Origin of the sequence: Streptomyces sp. MRC013, assembly GCF_023614235.1 — a bacterium.
GTDB lineage: Bacteria > Actinomycetota > Actinomycetes > Streptomycetales > Streptomycetaceae > Streptomyces.
The window spans coordinates 2,358,634-2,374,756 of record NZ_CP094264.1; the positions used below are offsets into that span (position 1 = coordinate 2,358,634).

The 16,123-nt window shown below is 71.9% G+C and carries 19 protein-coding genes and 3 pseudogenes; 15 read left to right on the plus strand and 7 right to left on the minus strand.

Annotation, left to right across the window (positions count from 1 at the left end):
- Nucleotides 1-55: 55 nt before the first annotated feature.
- Nucleotides 56-2,860: a DEAD/DEAH box helicase gene (locus LUW75_RS10645; RefSeq protein WP_250335395.1), complete on the plus strand. Its 2,805-nt coding sequence runs from the start codon at nt 56-58 to the stop codon at nt 2,858-2,860.
- A 40-nt stretch (nt 2,861-2,900) separates the two neighbouring features.
- Here the strand turns inward: LUW75_RS10645 and LUW75_RS10650 are convergent.
- From LUW75_RS10650 to LUW75_RS10675, 6 genes and pseudogenes are all read right to left on the minus strand, one after another.
- A pseudogene (locus tag LUW75_RS10650) lies at nt 2,901-3,122 on the minus strand (Rv3654c family TadE-like protein); the annotation flags it as partial.
- Nucleotides 3,123-3,163: 41 nt separating this feature from the next.
- On the minus strand, nt 3,164-3,508 hold the full coding sequence (locus tag LUW75_RS10655) for a TadE family type IV pilus minor pilin (protein WP_462933717.1): 345 nt from the start codon (nt 3,506-3,508) through the stop codon (nt 3,164-3,166).
- A 38-nt stretch (nt 3,509-3,546) separates the two neighbouring features.
- Nucleotides 3,547-3,747, minus strand: coding sequence for a DUF4244 domain-containing protein (locus LUW75_RS10660; RefSeq protein WP_250337620.1), 201 nt, complete (start codon nt 3,745-3,747; stop codon nt 3,547-3,549).
- A 73-nt stretch (nt 3,748-3,820) separates the two neighbouring features.
- Nucleotides 3,821-4,594: a type II secretion system F family protein gene (locus LUW75_RS10665; protein WP_250335396.1), complete on the minus strand. Its 774-nt coding sequence runs from the start codon at nt 4,592-4,594 to the stop codon at nt 3,821-3,823.
- Complete coding sequence (locus LUW75_RS10670) at nt 4,591-5,442, minus strand: type II secretion system F family protein (RefSeq protein WP_250335397.1); 852 nt, start codon at nt 5,440-5,442, stop codon at nt 4,591-4,593. The genes LUW75_RS10665 and LUW75_RS10670 overlap by 4 nt, the downstream gene beginning before the upstream one ends.
- A pseudogene (locus tag LUW75_RS10675) lies at nt 5,436-6,011 on the minus strand (CpaF family protein); the annotation flags it as partial. The gene LUW75_RS10670 and the pseudogene LUW75_RS10675, both read right to left, overlap by 7 nt.
- A gap of 44 nt (nt 6,012-6,055) precedes the next feature.
- On the opposite strand from LUW75_RS10675, the gene LUW75_RS10680 reads away from it, so the two are divergent.
- The gene (locus LUW75_RS10680; protein ID WP_250335398.1) at nt 6,056-7,561 is read left to right on the plus strand and encodes a recombinase family protein; all 1,506 of its coding nucleotides are present in this window, start codon (nt 6,056-6,058) and stop codon (nt 7,559-7,561) included.
- Between the two features lie 15 nt (nt 7,562-7,576).
- On the opposite strand, the gene LUW75_RS10685 is transcribed toward LUW75_RS10680, so the two are convergent.
- On the minus strand, nt 7,577-8,365 hold the full coding sequence (locus LUW75_RS10685) for a helix-turn-helix domain-containing protein (RefSeq protein ID WP_250335399.1): 789 nt from the start codon (nt 8,363-8,365) through the stop codon (nt 7,577-7,579).
- A 93-nt stretch (nt 8,366-8,458) separates the two neighbouring features.
- On the opposite strand from LUW75_RS10685, the gene LUW75_RS10690 reads away from it, so the two are divergent.
- The 13 genes and pseudogenes from LUW75_RS10690 to LUW75_RS10750 all read left to right on the plus strand — a co-directional run bounded on the left by LUW75_RS10690 (nt 8,459) and on the right by LUW75_RS10750 (nt 16,116).
- Nucleotides 8,459-8,701, plus strand: coding sequence for a helix-turn-helix domain-containing protein (locus LUW75_RS10690; protein WP_250335400.1), 243 nt, complete (start codon nt 8,459-8,461; stop codon nt 8,699-8,701).
- 113 nt (nt 8,702-8,814) lie between these two features.
- Complete coding sequence (locus tag LUW75_RS10695; RefSeq protein WP_250335401.1) at nt 8,815-9,360, plus strand: hypothetical protein; 546 nt, start codon at nt 8,815-8,817, stop codon at nt 9,358-9,360.
- Complete coding sequence (locus LUW75_RS10700) at nt 9,357-9,533, plus strand: hypothetical protein (RefSeq protein WP_250335402.1); 177 nt, start codon at nt 9,357-9,359, stop codon at nt 9,531-9,533. Before LUW75_RS10695 ends, LUW75_RS10700 begins: the two co-directional genes overlap by 4 nt.
- Before the next feature lie 185 nt (nt 9,534-9,718).
- Nucleotides 9,719-10,162 (plus strand): hypothetical protein, encoded by a 444-nt coding sequence (locus tag LUW75_RS10705; RefSeq protein WP_250335403.1) that lies wholly within the window; start codon nt 9,719-9,721, stop codon nt 10,160-10,162.
- Between the two features lie 98 nt (nt 10,163-10,260).
- Nucleotides 10,261-10,557, plus strand: coding sequence for a hypothetical protein (locus LUW75_RS10710; protein ID WP_250335404.1), 297 nt, complete (start codon nt 10,261-10,263; stop codon nt 10,555-10,557).
- On the plus strand, nt 10,554-11,489 hold the full coding sequence (locus LUW75_RS10715; protein WP_250335405.1) for a hypothetical protein: 936 nt from the start codon (nt 10,554-10,556) through the stop codon (nt 11,487-11,489). Before LUW75_RS10710 ends, LUW75_RS10715 begins: the two co-directional genes overlap by 4 nt.
- Before the next feature lie 79 nt (nt 11,490-11,568).
- Entirely contained in the window at nt 11,569-13,191 is a 1,623-nt protein-coding gene (locus LUW75_RS10720) for a hypothetical protein (RefSeq protein WP_250335406.1), read from the plus strand.
- A 199-nt stretch (nt 13,192-13,390) separates the two neighbouring features.
- Nucleotides 13,391-13,810: a glycosyltransferase family 4 protein gene (locus LUW75_RS10725; protein ID WP_250335407.1), complete on the plus strand. Its 420-nt coding sequence runs from the start codon at nt 13,391-13,393 to the stop codon at nt 13,808-13,810.
- 213 nt (nt 13,811-14,023) lie between these two features.
- Nucleotides 14,024-14,455, plus strand: coding sequence for a hypothetical protein (locus tag LUW75_RS10730; RefSeq protein WP_250335408.1), 432 nt, complete (start codon nt 14,024-14,026; stop codon nt 14,453-14,455).
- Nucleotides 14,456-14,481: 26 nt separating this feature from the next.
- A pseudogene (locus LUW75_RS10735) lies at nt 14,482-14,892 on the plus strand (single-stranded DNA-binding protein); the annotation flags it as partial.
- Between the two features lie 83 nt (nt 14,893-14,975).
- The gene (locus tag LUW75_RS10740) at nt 14,976-15,233 is read left to right on the plus strand and encodes a hypothetical protein (protein WP_250335409.1); all 258 of its coding nucleotides are present in this window, start codon (nt 14,976-14,978) and stop codon (nt 15,231-15,233) included.
- Nucleotides 15,233-15,853: a hypothetical protein gene (locus LUW75_RS10745; RefSeq protein WP_250335410.1), complete on the plus strand. Its 621-nt coding sequence runs from the start codon at nt 15,233-15,235 to the stop codon at nt 15,851-15,853. Before LUW75_RS10740 ends, LUW75_RS10745 begins: the two co-directional genes overlap by 1 nt.
- Nucleotides 15,850-16,116, plus strand: coding sequence for a hypothetical protein (locus LUW75_RS10750; protein WP_250335411.1), 267 nt, complete (start codon nt 15,850-15,852; stop codon nt 16,114-16,116). Before LUW75_RS10745 ends, LUW75_RS10750 begins: the two co-directional genes overlap by 4 nt.
- The last annotated feature ends 7 nt before the right edge of the window (nt 16,117-16,123 follow it).

Consider the following 16,123-nt stretch of genomic DNA (forward strand, 5'->3'; position numbering starts at 1 on the left):
GAGCGGTCGCCCCCGGGTCTCCCCGACGGAGTCAGGGGACGGATCGCCAGCCGCGATGGCATTCAATCACTTACCAGCAGCCATGCACGACGCCTTGGGAGCATTGTCCGTCACGCCGGTGACACACTCGGTGCCGATGGCCAGGAATCACCGCCCCAGTCGTCCCCCCGAGAACGGGGACACCCGCCCCTCCCCCGGTACGGTCCTCGACCGGCTCGCCGCGCGGGCGAACCGGGCTGCGCGCATCACTCATACGGAGCACCTGCCCCCGAGGGAGGGCCGGCATGCCGTCTGGCCCGACCGCATCCGGCCGGAAGTGATCAACGCCATTCACCGGGCCGGGATCGACCGTCCGTGGGTCCACCAGGCGGCCGCCGCCGAGCACGCCCTGGACGGCGAGTCGGTGGTGATCGCCACGGGCACGGCGTCCGGGAAGTCCCTGGCCTACCTCGCACCCGTCCTGTCGGTGCTCCTCGAGGGCGCCGAGGCGGCCGACGGCCGGGGCGCCACCGCGCTGTACCTGTCCCCCACGAAGGCGCTGGCCGCGGACCAGCGGCGCGCCGTACGGGCCCTCTCGGCCCCGCTCGGCAGACGGATCCGCCCGGCCGTGTACGACGGGGACACGCCGTTCGAGGAGCGCGAGTGGGTCCGCCAGTACGCCAACTACGTACTGACCAACCCCGACATGCTCCATCGGGGTGTACTCCCGTCCCATCCGCGCTGGGCCTCCTTCCTGCGTGCCCTGCGCTACGTCGTGATCGACGAGTGCCACACGTACCGGGGCGTCTTCGGCTCCCACGTCGCACAGGTGCTGCGCCGCCTGCGCCGCCTGTGCGCCCGATACGGCTCCGAGCCCGTCTTCCTCCTCGCCTCGGCCACCGCCGCCGAACCCGCCGTCGCCGCGAACCGCCTCACCGGCCTGCCGGTCCGCGAGGTGGCCGACGACGCGTCACCGCGCGGCGAGCTCGTCTTCGCCCTGTGGGAGCCGCCGCTCACCGAACTGGAGGGCGAGAACGGCGCCCCGGTCCGGCGCACCGCGACGGCCGAGACGGCCGACCTCCTGACCGACCTGACGGTGCAGGGCGTCCGCTCCGTCGCCTTCGTCCGCTCCCGCCGGGGCGCCGAGCTGATCTCGGTCATCGCGCAGGAGCGACTCGCGGAGGTGGACCGCTCCCTCGCCCGCAGGGTCGCCGCCTACCGGGGCGGCTACCTTCCCGAGGAGCGCCGCGCCCTGGAGCGGGCTCTGCACTCCGGCGAAATCCTCGGCCTCGCCGCGACCACCGCCCTGGAACTGGGCATCGACGTGTCGGGCCTGGACGCGGTCCTCGTTTGCGGTTACCCGGGCACCCGTGCTTCCCTCTGGCAGCAGGCGGGGCGGGCGGGACGGTCCGGTGAGGGCGCCCTGGCCGTGCTGGTCGCCCGCGACGACCCCCTGGACACATACCTCGTCCACCACCCGGAGGCGCTCTTCCGACGCCCGGTGGAGTCCACCGTCCTGGACCCCGACAACCCGTACGTCCTGGCACCGCACCTGTGCGCGGCGGCGGCCGAGTCACCGCTCTCCGACGACGACCTGGCGCTGTTCGGCCCGGCCGCGGCGGAGCTGCTGCCGCAGATGGAGGCCGCGGGCCTGCTGCGGCGGCGGACGTCCGGCTGGTACTGGACGCGCCGCGAGCGCGCCGTCGACCTCATCGACATCCGGGGCGGGGGCCGCGATCCCGTCCGGATCGTCGAGGAGGGCACGGGGCGCCTCCTCGGCACCGTGGACGCCCCGGCCGCCCACACCACCGTCCACGAGGGCGCCGTCCACCTCCATCAGGGCCGCACGTACCTGGTGCGGCACCTCGACCTGAAAGAGTCCGTCGCCCTCGTCGAGGAGGCCGACCCGCCGTACTCCACCACCGCCCGCGACACCACCGCCGTCTCCGTGCTGGAGACCGACACCGAGGTCCCGTGGGGGGACGCCCGCCTGTGCTACGGCTCCGTCGAGGTCACCAACCAGGTCGTCTCCTTCCTCCGCCGCCGCCTGACGACCGGTGAGGTACTCGGTGAGACCAGACTCGACCTGCCGCCGCGCACCCTGCGCACCCGGGCGGTGTGGTGGACCGTGACGGAGGACCAGCTCGACGCCGCCCGGGTGAACCCGGAGCAGCTGGGCGGGGCCCTCCACGCCGCCGAGCACGCCTCGATCGGCCTGCTGCCGCTGTTCGCCGTCTGCGACCGGTGGGACATCGGCGGCGTGTCCGTCCCGCTCCACCCCGACACGCTGCTGCCGACGGTGTTCGTGTACGACGGCCATCCGGGCGGTGCGGGATTCGCCGAGCGGGCCTTCCACACCGCCCGTGCCTGGTTGGACGCGACCCGTGAGGCGATCGCGTCGTGTGAGTGCGACGCGGGCTGCCCCTCGTGCATCCAGTCGCCCAAGTGCGGCAACGGCAACGACCCGCTCCACAAGCGCGCCGCCGTGCGCCTCCTCACCGAACTCCTCCGGAGCGCCCCGGAGGAGCCGGCGGCCCCGGAGGAGGCCCGGAAAGCCCGGGAGGGAACTCGGAAAGCCCGGGAGGACCCCCGGGAGACCCGGGAAGGGGCCCGGAGGGCCCGAGGGGACGTGGAGACCCAAGGGGACGGGGAGACCCAAGGGGACGGGGAGACCCAAGGGGACGGGGAGACCCAAGGGGACGGGGAGACCCAAGGGGGCGGGGAGACCCGAGGGGCCAGGGAGACCCGGGAGATCCGGACGGTTCGAAGGAGAGCTCGGGAAGCCCCGGAGGAGGGCCGGAGGGAATCCCGGGAGGTCCGGGAGGGCCCGGCCCTCCCCCAGGCCCCGGCCACGCCTCCGGAGGGCCCGCCCTCGACCTGACCACCGGGGCGTACGGACCGAACCGCACCTGGGCCTCCACCTCCGCGATCTCCCCCCGCAAGACGCACCGCACCACCTCCGCCCGCTGTGCCCGGGCGACCCGGCCGGCTGCTTCGCAGGCGTCGCCGGCGCCCCGCAGGGCGTGGTCGGCCGCCGCGAGAGCCGCCAGGTCGGCGGCGCCGCCCGCCCGGTGCCGCGCCGCCACGGCCTGTCCCAGAGCGAGTACGGCGGCGAACACGACGCACAGCGCGCCCGCCGCCATGGCCGACCACACGGTCGTCGAGCCGCGGTCGCCGCCGTCGCTCAGGAGCCGTCGCCCACGGCCGCCCCGCCCACCGCGTCCTCCGCGAGCGCGACCGCCTCGGCGCGAAGGGTCAGCCCCCAGGAGGCGGGTCCCGGCGCGGGCGCCTCGACCCGTACCCGCCACAGGTCGCCCGTGCGTTCCACCGCCACCCGCGCCCCGTCCGGCGCGGCCGTCCGGGCCGCTTCCACCGCCGACGTCTCCGGCTCCGACCGGGCCACCGCCCGGGCCCCGGCACGCGCCGCGTCCACGCACTGGATCTGCGCGGCCGCCGCGACGAGTCCCCAGAGGAGCACCATGGTGAACGCCACCAGCGCGGGCACCGCCAGAGCCGCCTCCGCCGTCACCGAGCCCCGGTCCGCGCGCCACCGGCCGGAGCCCCCTCTCAGAACGGGGCATCGAGCGCCCTCTCGATCGTCGACCGCAGCCCCGACGCCACGGTGTCGCTCGTCACGACCTTGTACAGCACGGCCGCGAAGGCGCACGCGGCGATCGTGCCCATCGCGTACTCGGCCGTGTTCATGCCGGTGTCCCGGCGCATGCCCGCCCGGGCCTTCGCCCAGCCCCGCTTCGTCCACTCCACCATCCGATGCCACACGGCAACCTCCTTGTCCCGTATCCATTGGTGTCGTCGGCGCCGGCTCCGGGAGCCGGCGCCCTCACAGCAGCCGGCCGGCCAGCCCGATCACGACCGGCGCCACACCGACCGCGAGGAAGGCCGGCAGGAAGCACAGCCCCACCGGCGCCGTGATCAGTACCTGCGCCCGCTGTGCCCGGGCAGCGGCGGCTCTGGCCCGGTCGGCGCGCAGCCCCGCGGCCAACCGGGCCACCGGTGCCGCCGCGGGGGCGCCCGAGGCGGCCGCCCGTTCCAGGCAGCGGGCCAGCGGCCGCGCGCCCGGGAGGCTCCCCAGCCGTTCCCACGCCTCACCCGGGTCCCCGCCCAGCGCGAGTTCCGCCGCGGTCCGCCTGAGCCGTTCGCCCACGGGGCCACCCATCGACCGGCCGACCGCTTCCGCCGCCTCGCGGGGCCCCGCCCCGGCCGAGAGACAGGCGGCGAGCAGTTCCGCGGCGAGCGGCAACAGACCGGCCGCCTCGGCGTCGGGGACTGGGGGGCGGGTGCGCCGCCGCAGCCTCCGTACGCCGTACGCCCCGGCGGCACCGATCGCGCAACCGACGATCCCGTCGAACAGCACCCACCCGGCGGTCACCGCCGTGACCGGACCGGCCCACCGGTGCACCTCTGCCGCGACGCGACTCGCCCACCGGGGCCGGACACGGCGAGGGCACCCCGCTCCGGCTTGCATCACGAACCGTCCGCGCGCCCGGGAGGCCCGCCGGGCGCGAACCGCCGTCCACGTCGTCCGCAAAGCGACCGCGACTACCGCGGCCACCGCCCACGGATGGCGGACGGCCTCGCCGGCCTCCCAGGTCACGGCTCCTCCCCCGCTCCGACGATCCGCCCGGCCCACCACAGCCCTCCCGCTTCCAGGGCGCCGCCGACCACGAGGCAGGCGAGGCCGGCCGGGGTGTGCAGGAGGACCCTCAGCGGGCCGGCGCCGAGAGCGGCGCCCATGGCGAGGCCCGCGACGGGCAGCAGGGCGAGGAGGACGACGGTGGCCCACGCGCCGGACAGCTGGGCACGCAGCCGTTCCCGCTGCTCCCGCCGCTCGCGCAGCGCCGCCTCCAGCCGGTCGAGTCCGGCGGCCAGCCCCGCACCCCCGTCCACGGCGACCTGCCAGCACGCTGCCAGGCCGGCCAGTCCGTCGGCGCCCTCCGCCCTCGCCGCGTCGCGCAGTGTCTCGGGCACATCGCCGCCGAACCGTGCGGCGGCCGTCACGGCGGGCTCCGCGGCACCCAGCGCTCCGGTGGTGCGGGCGGCGAAGCACAGCACCCGTGCGGGCTGGCCGCCGGCCCGCAGCTCCGCCGCCATGACGGCATACAGCTCGATCACGGCATCGGCACGCCGGTCCCGCTCCTTGCCGCGAGCCCGCGCACGCAACCGCCTGCCGGCCAGCGGCACGGCGGCAGCGCCCGCAAGGAGCGGCAGCGGAGACTCGCCCAGCAGGGCCGGCACGAGCGCGACCACGGGGCACAGCCACTCCGGCCGGAGCCGCGGTACCTGCCATTCCGGGTGCCGACCGGCCGGTGACGGGCTCGTGTGAGCCGCGCCGTCCGCGAACAGCCGTCTTCCCCGGCGCGGTCCCCGCCCCCGTCCCGCGCGGAGCAGGGCCGCCGCGCCCGCGCACAGCGCCGTCGCGCCCACCGGCCGGCCCGTCACCACCGCACGCCTCCGATCAGGGCACGCAGTCTCTCCCCGCCCCGCTCCTCCGTGAAGCCGCTCGGCGCCCACCGCAGCGCGGGCACGGTGACGACCAGCCCGTCCGGCCCCCGCTCCAGCACGTGGACCTCCGCGACCCTCCGGCGGCCGCCCGGAGCGCGCACGAGGTGCACCACGGCGGACAGGCCGGCGGCCAGCTGACTGTGCAGGGCGGCCCGGTCGAGTCCAGCGGTCGTGGCGAGGGCCTCAAGGCGTACGGGTACGTCCGCCGCGGTGTTGGCGTGCACCGTCCCGCAGCCCCCCTCGTGGCCCGTGTTCAGCGCGGCCAGCAGGTCGGCGACCTCCGCGCCCCGCACCTCGCCGACGACCAGGCGGTCCGGTCGCATCCGCAGCGCCTGGCGGACCAGGTCACGGAGGGTCACCCGGCCGGCGCCCTCCTGGTTCGGCGGGCGCGCCTCCAGCCGCACCACGTGGGGGTGGTCGGGGCGCAGCTCCGCCGAGTCCTCGGCCAGGATGATCCGCTCGCGCTCCCCCACGATCCCGAGGAGGGTGGACAGCAGCGTCGTCTTCCCGAAGTTCTTATCAAGACACCTTTGTTGCGGCACACTAGGTGGGCATGAAGACCACCCGCACGGCCGACGGCCGGGTACGCGCCGTCATCTACGTCCGCATCAGCCAGGACCGTTCCGGCGCCCACCTCGGCGTCGACCGACAGCGCGAAGACTGCGAGGCCCTCGCCGAACGGAACGGGTGGGACGTTGTCGAGACCTACGTCGACAACGACATGTCGGCGTACAGCGGCAAGCCGCGCAAGGACTACCGCCGCATGCTTGCCGACCTCGAAGACGGCGTCGCCCCCGTCGTCATCGCCTGGCACACCGACCGGCTCCACCGCTCTCCCACCGAGTTGGAGGAGTACATCGACATCTCCGAGCGGCGCGGCGTGACGACCCACACCTGCCAGGCCGGACCGATTGACCTTGCCACCCCTTCGGGGCGCATGGTCGCCCGGATGCTCGGCGCCGTCGCACGGCACGAATCCGAGCACAAGGCCGAGCGCGTCGCCCGGGCCCGGCTGCAGAAGGCGAGGGCCGGCGAATGGGGCGGAGGTATCCGCCCGTTCGGCTGGGGCGTACCGACCGGCGAAACCACCACGCGGGTCGACAAGCACACCGGCGAGGAAGTCCAGGTACCCGTCCTGGACATGAGCAAGCTCGTCCCGGAGGAGGCCGCTGCCGTCGAGCACGGTATCGACAGTCTGCTGGCCGGCGGGTCCATCAACGCCTTCACGAAGTGGCTCGCCGACAAGGGACTGACCACAACGCGCGGCAACCCGATCACCCAGCAGGAAGCACGGGACATGCTCGTCCGCCCCAGGAACGCCGGGATCGCCATCTACCGGGGCGAGGAGATCGGCCGCGGCACATGGGAACCGATCGTCGACGAGGCACGCTTCAGAGCCGTCGTAGCGCTCCTGGCCGACCCGTCACGGCGCACGACCCCCGGCCCCGAGCCGAAGTGGTTCGGGTCGATGATCTACAGGTGCGGTATCGACGGCTGCAACGAGACGATGATCTGCACTCGATCCGGCGGCGCCGGACACCCCAGCTACCGCTGCCAGACCCGTCACGGCGGCTGCCGCCGCGGCGACAAGCTCGACGGGTACGTCCAGGACCTCATCATCGAGCGGCTGTCACGGCCGGACGCTCACGATCTTCTCCTGCCAGGCCCCGGGGACGTCAACGTGGCCGAGCTCCAGGCGGAGAGCGAACGGATCCGGCGGCGCCTCACCGACCTGGCGGGGCTGTTCGGCTCCGGTCAGATCACCATGGCGCAGTTCACCGAGGGCTCGGACACGGCACGAGCCCAGCTGGAGGGGGTCAACCGGCAGCTCGGGAAGGCGGCGGTGAAGGACCCGCTGGTGCCGCTGGTCGGGGCGCCTGACGTGCGGGCCGCGTGGAAGGCCACGCCGTTGGACCAGCGGCGCGCTGTACTGCGGGCTCTGATGACGGTCACGGTGCGGCCGGCGCGACGCGGCCGGATGCCCGACGGCGGCTACTTCGACTACGAAACCATCGATATCAGCTGGCTGCGTGCAACACGCTTGGGCGACTTGCGGTAGCAGAGCAGGGGCTACTTACTCAGTCGGCAATGACCTATCCGAGAGAACCCTTGAAACCTTCTCCCGTAGGTCACGAAGCTCGCGCGCCATTTCTTCTACTTCAGGATTTCGGAGGTAACCCCTCTCTTCAAGGCGCGCCGCCACATTAGTGACGAGCTCTTCTGAATGTTCTTCAATAAGCGCCTCAAGCACAGCCTCAAGCACATTTTCGGGAATGTCGAGGCCATGCTCAAGCCCCTTCCCCTTCGCGCCTTCCTGTTCAGCACGCTGCACCGTCTCCTCGACGGGCTGAGCTGAAAAGACGTACTCCCACTTGGCCGGGATGAAGTCCAGCGTGGCATGCTCGACGGTGACCTCCTGCGCGCGAGTAAGAAACTCCGGCGAAGGGTCCACCGCCAGGACGCGACGGAGGTATGTAACCGGGTCCATTCCCGCGGGGCCTTTATCACCGACCTCTTCCGATTCCCCTGCGGGTGGGGTGACTACAAAATCTCCTGCTGGAGGTAGCATAAAGTAGGCGAATGGCACGTCAAAGATTGCGCAGAATGCATTCACTTCATCCAGGTCAAACTTTCGCGACCTACCTCCTTGATAGGCACGCTCCGCAGCGCTAACGCTGGCGTTCGACCACGGTCGCCCCGTGTACTTCCCCAGAAGGATGCCTAGTTCCTGCTGAGTCCATCCGCGCGAGCGCCTGGCACGGAGGAGGTTGTAGGAGACCAGTTGGCTGACCGACCACGTCTTCACGAGGCTCTCGGGTGCTTCCTCGGGGGCTGGTCCAGCGTAGAGCGGGTTCTGCGTCATGCCGCCCACTGTAGACCGGCAGTCAACGAAACCTGAAGAGGCGACTTCGAGTCTGGTTGACTTCTGGCCATCGGGGCTCCTAGTGTCAACGACATGCAGAATGACTCAACGGAGCCGTTCAGCGGACCACCGCTGCGCCGTCTTCGGGTCGCCAAGGGGTTGAGCCTGCGGACAACCGCTCAACGCTCGGGCATTGACCCTGGGCACCTGTCCAAGGTCGAGCGGGGGGAGAAACAGCTCTCGATCGACTCCCTGTACCGCCTGGCCAAGGTTCTGGAGCTCCAGGAGCTCCACACCCTGCTTCAGCCCTACGTGCAGCAAAGGGCTTCGGCGTGACACGCCGCTCAGCAGATCCTCCGGCGACCAACGACAACGGCGCTCGGGGTGCCACCCGAACGCCGTCTGTCGAGCACATCCACGAATCCGCCTACCAGCAGATCGGAAGCTCGATGACCACTGTACCGACCGGCGGGCACCCCGCCCAGCCAAAGACCGGCCACGTCACCGCTACGACACCGTTCGGCGCACGCGTCGCCGCCGACATCCTCGGCGAGCTGCCGCAGCTTGCCCAGCGCGTCACGGCCACCGAGCTGGCCGCCGTATGCACCGACGCGGCCATACAGGCCGGGATCCTCCCGACGAACGGTGAGCACCCCGCCGTCACCAGCATCCGCACCGCCCGCGCCACCGCCAGCGGGGAGTACGCCGACTTCCTCGACCTGCTGCTCACCGAGTTCGAGCGGACCGGCGACCCCGAGGGCGTCGCCCGCCAGCTCGCCCGCGGCCTGGACCGTGACCGGCTGCTGCGCCTGTGCGTCGAGGCCCGGGTGAGGATCGTCCCCGCGGACGGGCCGAACGCCCGGATGCTGTCCGTCAGCATCCTCACCGACGCCGGCCCGGACGGGGTGCGGGAGTTCTTCGTCCCGCAGGGGCAGAGCGACCGCGACACCCTCGGCCTGCTGCGCGCCGCGCTCGCCCGGCAGGCCGCCCGGTGAGCGCGGCCCCGAAGGCCGCGGCGGCCGGGGACACCCCCGGCCGCCCGGCCCGGCCCGCCGGCTACTGGGAGCGCATCGACCGACTCGTCGCCCAGGCCCCGCCCCTCACCGACGACCAGCGCGCCGCGATTCGCGCAGCGTTCTACGCCTCCCGGCAGCAGGAGGCGGCGTGAAGGGAGCAGATGCGGCCCGAGTGCCGCCACTGGATCGGCGCCGAGCAGCGCCACTGCCGCAGAAATGACGGCGTCCGCCGCTTCGTGAGCGGCCTCCGCTGCCCTGAACACACCCCGCGCGCCCTGCAAGGTCTGCCCGAGATCCCGCCCGGCCCCGGATGGCCGGCTCGCCGCCAGGAGGCATCGTGACCGACCGCAAGCCCGGGCAGTGGCCCGTCGACCACCCCGCACACATCGAGCCGGCCCCCGCTCCCGCCCGTGACGAGCTGCCCCAGCTGCCGCGCCGGCAGGTCACCGTGGCCGTTCCCGAGGTCCGCCTCGTCGTCACGGTCGACCTCACCGGCCGCTACAACACCAGCCGCGAGGTCGCCGCGGCCCTCCACGACCAGACGCGCCACTCCGTCGACTGCCACACCGTGATCGTCCACGTCGGGGAGGACGCCCTCCGGGCCTTCCCCGGTCTCGGCAGCGCGATCGCCGCGCGCTTCTTCCTCGCCGCCCGCCAGGTCGAGATTCACGTCCCGGCCGGTACCAGGTGGGCGTACGTCGCCGCCGAGGCGCAGGAGCACATGCGCCGCTACGCCGCCGACCACGCCCAGATGCTCGCCAAGACGCGGGCGTCCAGCTGATCCGGAGAACGCAGCGCGGCCCCGGGCCACTCGCTCCTGGCCCGGGGCCGCGTGCACTCACGGAATCGTCGGTCCCGCTCGTAGAAGAGAGCACGTTCGTGACCAGCACCACCGCCCTCCCACTCTTCGGGGAGGACAACACGCAGACCGAGGCGGAAACCCGGCCGCCCGAGAACCTCGGCATGGCCGCCACCACGGCCCGGCTCGTCGTCTGCCGCAACAGCCGGAACGAGGACGGCGAGCCCCTCGCCCTGCTCGTCGCCGACTGCCCGTTCTGCGACCACCAGCACATCCACCCCGCCGGCACCGCCGCCGCGCCCCGCGTCTGCCTCCGGCGTTCGCGGTGCGTCGGCCGCCCGACCGGCGTCTACTACTTCCCGGCGGTGCACCAGTGACCCAGGCGCCGGTAGCCGAACACCTCATCATCGACGAGCAGCTCGTCCACGCCTCGCTGGCCTACCACTTCCAGGACGTCCCCGGGCTGCTCAGCATCTGCTCGGACGCAGACCGGTGGGTTGGCCGACGCTTCACCACGGACGAAGTGGGCATCGCTTCGGCCGCCCAGTACGTCACCGAGCTCGACGCCCGCTTGCCCAAGGGCATCTACGCCCAGGTCACCACCCTTCGCGAGCACCCCGCCAAGGGTCGCGGCGGTAAGGACCTGGCGCACGGGCTGACGTTCCTGTGGGCGGACGGCGACTTCGGCACGACCGGCCATAAGCCCGGCCTGGACGACATGCCTCACCCCGTCGACGCCGACCACGTCCGTGAGATCGTCCTCGCGTCGGGCCTGCCCGAGCCGTCCGGGTGGTGGCTCTCCGGCGGAGGGTACAACCCGATCTGGGCCCTCGCTCAGCCGTACGTCATCACCAACGGTGATGACCGCACAGCCGTCGAGCGCTTCACGATGGGCCTGCAGGCCGTCCTCGGCGGCTGCGCGTACTCCCACGGCTGCTCCTGGGACACCCAGATCGGCAACCTCGACCGGCTCATGCGGATCCCCGGCACGGTCAACCGCAAAGCTGAACCCCGGTACACAGGAAGCTTCCCTGGCACCGGCGAGCCCGTCGACCTGGCCGTCATGCAAGAAGCCGTTCACCGCCTGGAACCCGACGCCCGGGCCCTGTTGGAGAAAGCCGCTGCGGAGAAGCGGGCACGGCACGACGCACGCACAGGCCGCACCACCCTGGCCACGCCAGCGCCCCGCCGCGCGGCCTCTTCCCCGCTCCGGCGGCGGCACGAGCGTCTTCGACATCCTCGCCTCCGAGCTGACGTTCCGGGACATCCTCGAACCCGAAGGCTGGACCTACCGCGGTACAGCCGCTGACGGCAGGGAGAAGTGGCTCCGCCCCGCCGGCGCGGAGGGCACCGCAGACAGCGAGTACAGCCTCGTCTGCGATGACCACGTGGCCGTGAACTGGTCCGAACGGTCCGGCCTGCCCGTCGGGCAACAGCCCCCCGGGAGGAAACTCACCGTTCCCACCCTGTGGGCGCACCTGCACTACGGCGGGAACGAGCGCGAAGCCACCCGCGACGTGCTGCGCGCCGCATTCGACCAGGACGCCCAGGCGCCGGCCCGCACCCTGCCCGCGGCCGTACTCACTCGCGTCCGGCAGCACTGCCGTCCGCCGACACAGCGCCGCGACGTCCCGCCCCCACCGGGCGATATGTGGACCGGCGACCCGCTCAACGACACGGCAGCAGCCGAGCCTCCGGAAGAGAGCGAAGACGCCAAGCGGCCCCGCGGCCTGCTGCCGGAGGAGTTCTGGAGCCGCCGTGCCGTGCACCAGCACATCCGACAGGCCGCGCACGCCGAGGGGTCCAGCGGCGACGTGCTGTTCTACTCGCTGCTCGCCCGCATGTCCGCAATGATCTCCCACCGCATCGCCGCCGTGTCCGGAATCGGCGGCCGCGCTTCCCTCAACATGTTCGTGGCGATCGTGGCAGCCTCCGGCGGCGGCAAGTCGATCGGCACGAAGGTGGCCCGGTCGCTGCTCCCTCCCCTCGACCCCGAGTTCCGGGACGGTCTCCCGATCGGCTCCGGCGAGGGCATCGCCGAGGCCTTCATGGGAACGGTCGATGAGGAGACCGGCGAGATCCACGCCAAGGGCCCGCTGAAGGGCGACCCCGTCACCAAGAAGGTCCGCAAGCAGGTCCGGCACAACGCCTACTTCTACGTCGACGAGGGGCAAACTCTTGCCCGCCTGGCCGAACGCGCGGGCAGCGTCCTCGGGGAGACCCTCCGCCGCGCCGCGATCGGTGAGACCCTCGGTCAGACCAACGCGTCCGAGGAGCGAACCCGGTACGTAGCCGCGGGCTCGTACAGCCTGGGGATGGTCGTCGGTTTCCAGCCTTCAACGGCGATGCCGGTCATCGCGGATGCGAGCACGGGCACGCCGCAGCGCTTCCTCTGGGCGTGGGCCGCTGACCCGTCGATCCCTGACGAGCCGCCGGCTTCTCCTGGCCCCCTCCCGGTGAACCCTGCGTCGCTCCAGCCCACCGACGAGCTGGACATCGTGCTGCCCGAGCGGATCCGCCGCTTGCTGTGGGCTGAGCACGTCGCTCGTAACCGAGGCGAGTTGGAGATCGATGAGCTCGACGGCCACGCCAACCTGATGAAGGTGAAGCTGACCGCCCTGTTGGCGTTGCTCGACGGAGGGCGGACGGATGCGACGGAAGAGGACTGGGAACTCGCTGAGGTCGTGTGGCAGTCCTCATGTGCCGTCCGCGCGACGCTCATCCAGCGGGCTGAGCGCGAGGCCGAGGCGGCGCGGCGCCGCGAGCAGGACGCCAAGGTCGCCCAGGAGCTCCGGACCCACCAGGCCAAGACCGACACGGACCGCACGCTGCAGCGCATCGCCCGCCTTGTGAAGAAGCACGCGTCCGCGGTCGGCGGCATCACCTTCGGTGAGCTGAACCGGCGGCTGCGGAGCAGTGATCGCGAGTTCCTCCGCCGAGCCGTTGAGGTAGCGGAAGCCCATGAGTGGGTGTTCGTCGAGGGGGATCGGGTCTGCGTGCAGACGGAGTGATCGATGTGGACGTGTGGACATGTGGACAGCCGTCCACGTCTGCCCGTCCCTCGATACCCCACCCGCCCCTAACTAGTACATAAACGGACAAAAGAAGAAGTAATTTCACTCACGCGACGCGAGACAGGCAGACGTGGACAGCCGTCCACGTTGTCCACGTCCACATCCCGCGTCCACGTCCACACCGGAGGAACACCGCATGATCCCCAACACCGGCCGATACCTGGCCCAGTACCGCCGGCAGGCCTCCCAAGGCCGTCAGCACTTCACGACCAAGCCCGTCATCGCCTGGGACTCAGACGGCGTCGCCCAAGTCGTGGACCACCGCACCGGACGACTCGTCGACGCCGACAGCTACAGCGACTTCGCCCGAGTCATTGAGCAGGACCCGGCCCCCGTCGTCGCCGCAGTACCCGGCGGAGGCTGGCTGGTCGAGCACCTCAGCGACGACGAGGGCACCTGGGTCGAACCCGTCCTCCTGTGGAACGTCCGCGCCGACGGCACCGTCGACCCCCAGTGCATGTCCTCGGACGGCATCAGCGGAGACCCGACCAGCGACCCCAGTTTCGTGCGCCTCTACCACCCCGACCACGAGCCCACGGACGACAACTCCGACTGACTTCCCTCCAGCGCCGGCCGGGACCGACAGGCCCGCCCCGCCCTGGGGCACCACTTCCCGGCGCCGGGAAGTGGCGCCCGCGCATACGAGCGCCGGACGGTTCGGGACGCTCCGAACCGCCCGGCAACACCCCCACCCGCCTGACGCCGGCCGGGCCCGCGGTCATCGGGCCCGGCCTCCCATCCAGCATCCCATCAACATGGAAGAGGCCCCGTGACTGAGAAGTTCCGCGACTGGCTCGGCCAGAACCGCCACCTGTCAGCGATGATCACCGTCTTCACCGACACGCCAGGTGCGTGGACTACTGCCGACGAGCTGCACACGGAACTGCATCGCCGCAGCGTCGACAGCCGAGAGTGCATATACCTGGCTGCAGCTAAGGACGCGTGGCTCGCTGCCGTCGAGCAGTGGGAGTACGACTGCGCCGACTGCGGCACCGACAGCACCAACGAGCGGTACATGGTTCACGACCACGTCTGGGCGGCGGCCGGTATGTGCCCCTTCGGGTTCCTGTGTATCGGCTGCCTTGAGGTGCGCCTCGGTCGCTCCCTGAACGCTGCGGACTTCCTTAACGTCCCGCTCAATCACGCCCCGGGATATCGGCGCAGCGAAAGGCTCGCTGCCCGCTTGGCCTCCCGTACCTGATCCGCACACCACAGAAGGAGTCCGCCATGGCAGGCGAGACCGTCATCACGGTCGTCGGCAATCTCGTCGACGACCCCGAGCTGCGCTTCACCCCTTCCGGTGCCGCGGTCGCGAAGTTCCGCGTCGCGTCCACCCCCCGCACCTTCGACCGCCAGACCAACGAGTGGAAGGACGGCGAGCCGCTGTTCCTCACCTGCTCGGTGTGGCGGAAGGCAGCCGAGAACGTCGCCGAGTCCCTCGCCCGCGGCACCCGCGTGATCGTGCAGGGCCGCCTCAAGCAGCGGTCGTACGACGACCGCGAGGGCGTGAAGCGGACCGTGTTCGAGCTGGACGTCGACGAGGTCGGCCCGAGCCTCGCCCGCGCCACGGCGAAGGTCGAGAAGAGCCAGGCCGGAGTCGACCAGCTCGCGCACGGCCCGCAGCAGCAAATGGGGGGCCGCCGGTGACCGCCACCGACAGGAGGGGAGAAGCACCGGCGTGTCCGCCTGGCGGTGCCCAGCAGGGCCGCCGAATCCTAGGCGTGGACGGCAAGTCCTACCCGGACCGGCGGCTCACCCCGAGCGACCGAACCCGGCTCGTCAGCGCCGTGCATCGGCTCAAGCACCTCGAAGGACTGTCCGTCCGCGAGATCGTCGCCCGCCTCGCCGAGGACTACGGCATCCGCCGGTCGGTCGGCTGGACGTCGGAGGCGCTCCGCAAGTGGACCTGCCCGGCATGCCCCGGAGGTGTTCAGGAGTCCGGAACTGGAGAACCTGAACACTTTGGGGGGCCGGCGTGATGACCTGCGAGTCGTGCGGTGAGGAGACCGGCGGCCGGTACTTGTGCGAGCGGCACGCGGTCGCCCTCGTCAAGGGCCTTGCCGCCCTGCCCGACCTCCATGCTGAGTTGGCCGCGCACCTCATGCCCGCCCGCCGAGGCATGGCCGAGTACACCGCCGCTGCCCCGCCCGGGCCGCGGTCGCCGCTCAACGAGGATGTCCTCGACCTGGCGGGCCCCCACGGCCACATGACCGCCGTCATCGAGTCGTGGCGCGAGGACGTGCAGCGTGTCCGCTGGCCCGAGCGAAGTGCGCCGCCGCGCACCGGGTTGGCGGCGGCGTGCCGGTGGCTGGTCATGGAGATCGAGTGGATCGCCGCCCGCTATCCGGCCGCCGGCGACCTGGCGCGCGAGGTGTGGGAGCTGGAGCGGGCCGCGCTGTCGATCGTTGGGGATCCGGCGCCGCAGCGGCAGCGGCTGGGTACGTGCGTGGCGGTCGACGGCGAGGGCGTCGTGTGCGGCGCGGTCATTACGCGCCTGCCGGGGCAGTCCCGGGTGCAGTGCCGGTGGTGCTCGTACGTGTACGAGTCGGAGCGGGACTGGCTGCTGCTCCTGCACTTCCAGGCGAAGGAACCGGCGTGAGCATCACTAAGGCCCTTGCATATAAGGGGGTTAGTGGTAACCTAGGGGAGGTGGAAACACCCCCTTGGCGGGAACGGCTTCGCGCGGAGGACGAGCTGCTGGAACAGCTCGAAGCCCAGACGGAGCAGGCCCGCAGACGACGAGCGGCAGCTCTCAAAGAGGGGGCTCAGGACCTTGGCAGCGTGTACGCGCTGGCGAAAGCTCTGGGCCTCAGCTGGACGGCCGTCGCTCACGCGATCAAGAAGTACACGACAACCGCATAGAAACGGG

Bases quoted from the DNA above. Each gene is read 5' to 3' on its own strand.
- LUW75_RS10660 (WP_250337620.1), bottom strand. From the start codon at position 3,747: ATGGTGGAGTGGACGAAGCGGGGCTGGGCGAAGGCCCGGGCGGGCATG.
- LUW75_RS10645 (WP_250335395.1), top strand. From the start codon at position 56: ATGGCATTCAATCACTTACCAGCAGCCATGCACGACGCCTTGGGAGCA.
- LUW75_RS10690 (WP_250335400.1), top strand. From the start codon at position 8,459: ATGCAGAATGACTCAACGGAGCCGTTCAGCGGACCACCGCTGCGCCGT.
- LUW75_RS10685 (WP_250335399.1), bottom strand. From the start codon at position 8,365: ATGACGCAGAACCCGCTCTACGCTGGACCAGCCCCCGAGGAAGCACCC.
- LUW75_RS10725 (WP_250335407.1), top strand. From the start codon at position 13,391: ATGATCCCCAACACCGGCCGATACCTGGCCCAGTACCGCCGGCAGGCC.
- LUW75_RS10695 (WP_250335401.1), top strand. From the start codon at position 8,815: ATGACCACTGTACCGACCGGCGGGCACCCCGCCCAGCCAAAGACCGGC.
- LUW75_RS10745 (WP_250335410.1), top strand. From the start codon at position 15,233: ATGACCTGCGAGTCGTGCGGTGAGGAGACCGGCGGCCGGTACTTGTGC.
- LUW75_RS10680 (WP_250335398.1), top strand. From the start codon at position 6,056: ATGAAGACCACCCGCACGGCCGACGGCCGGGTACGCGCCGTCATCTAC.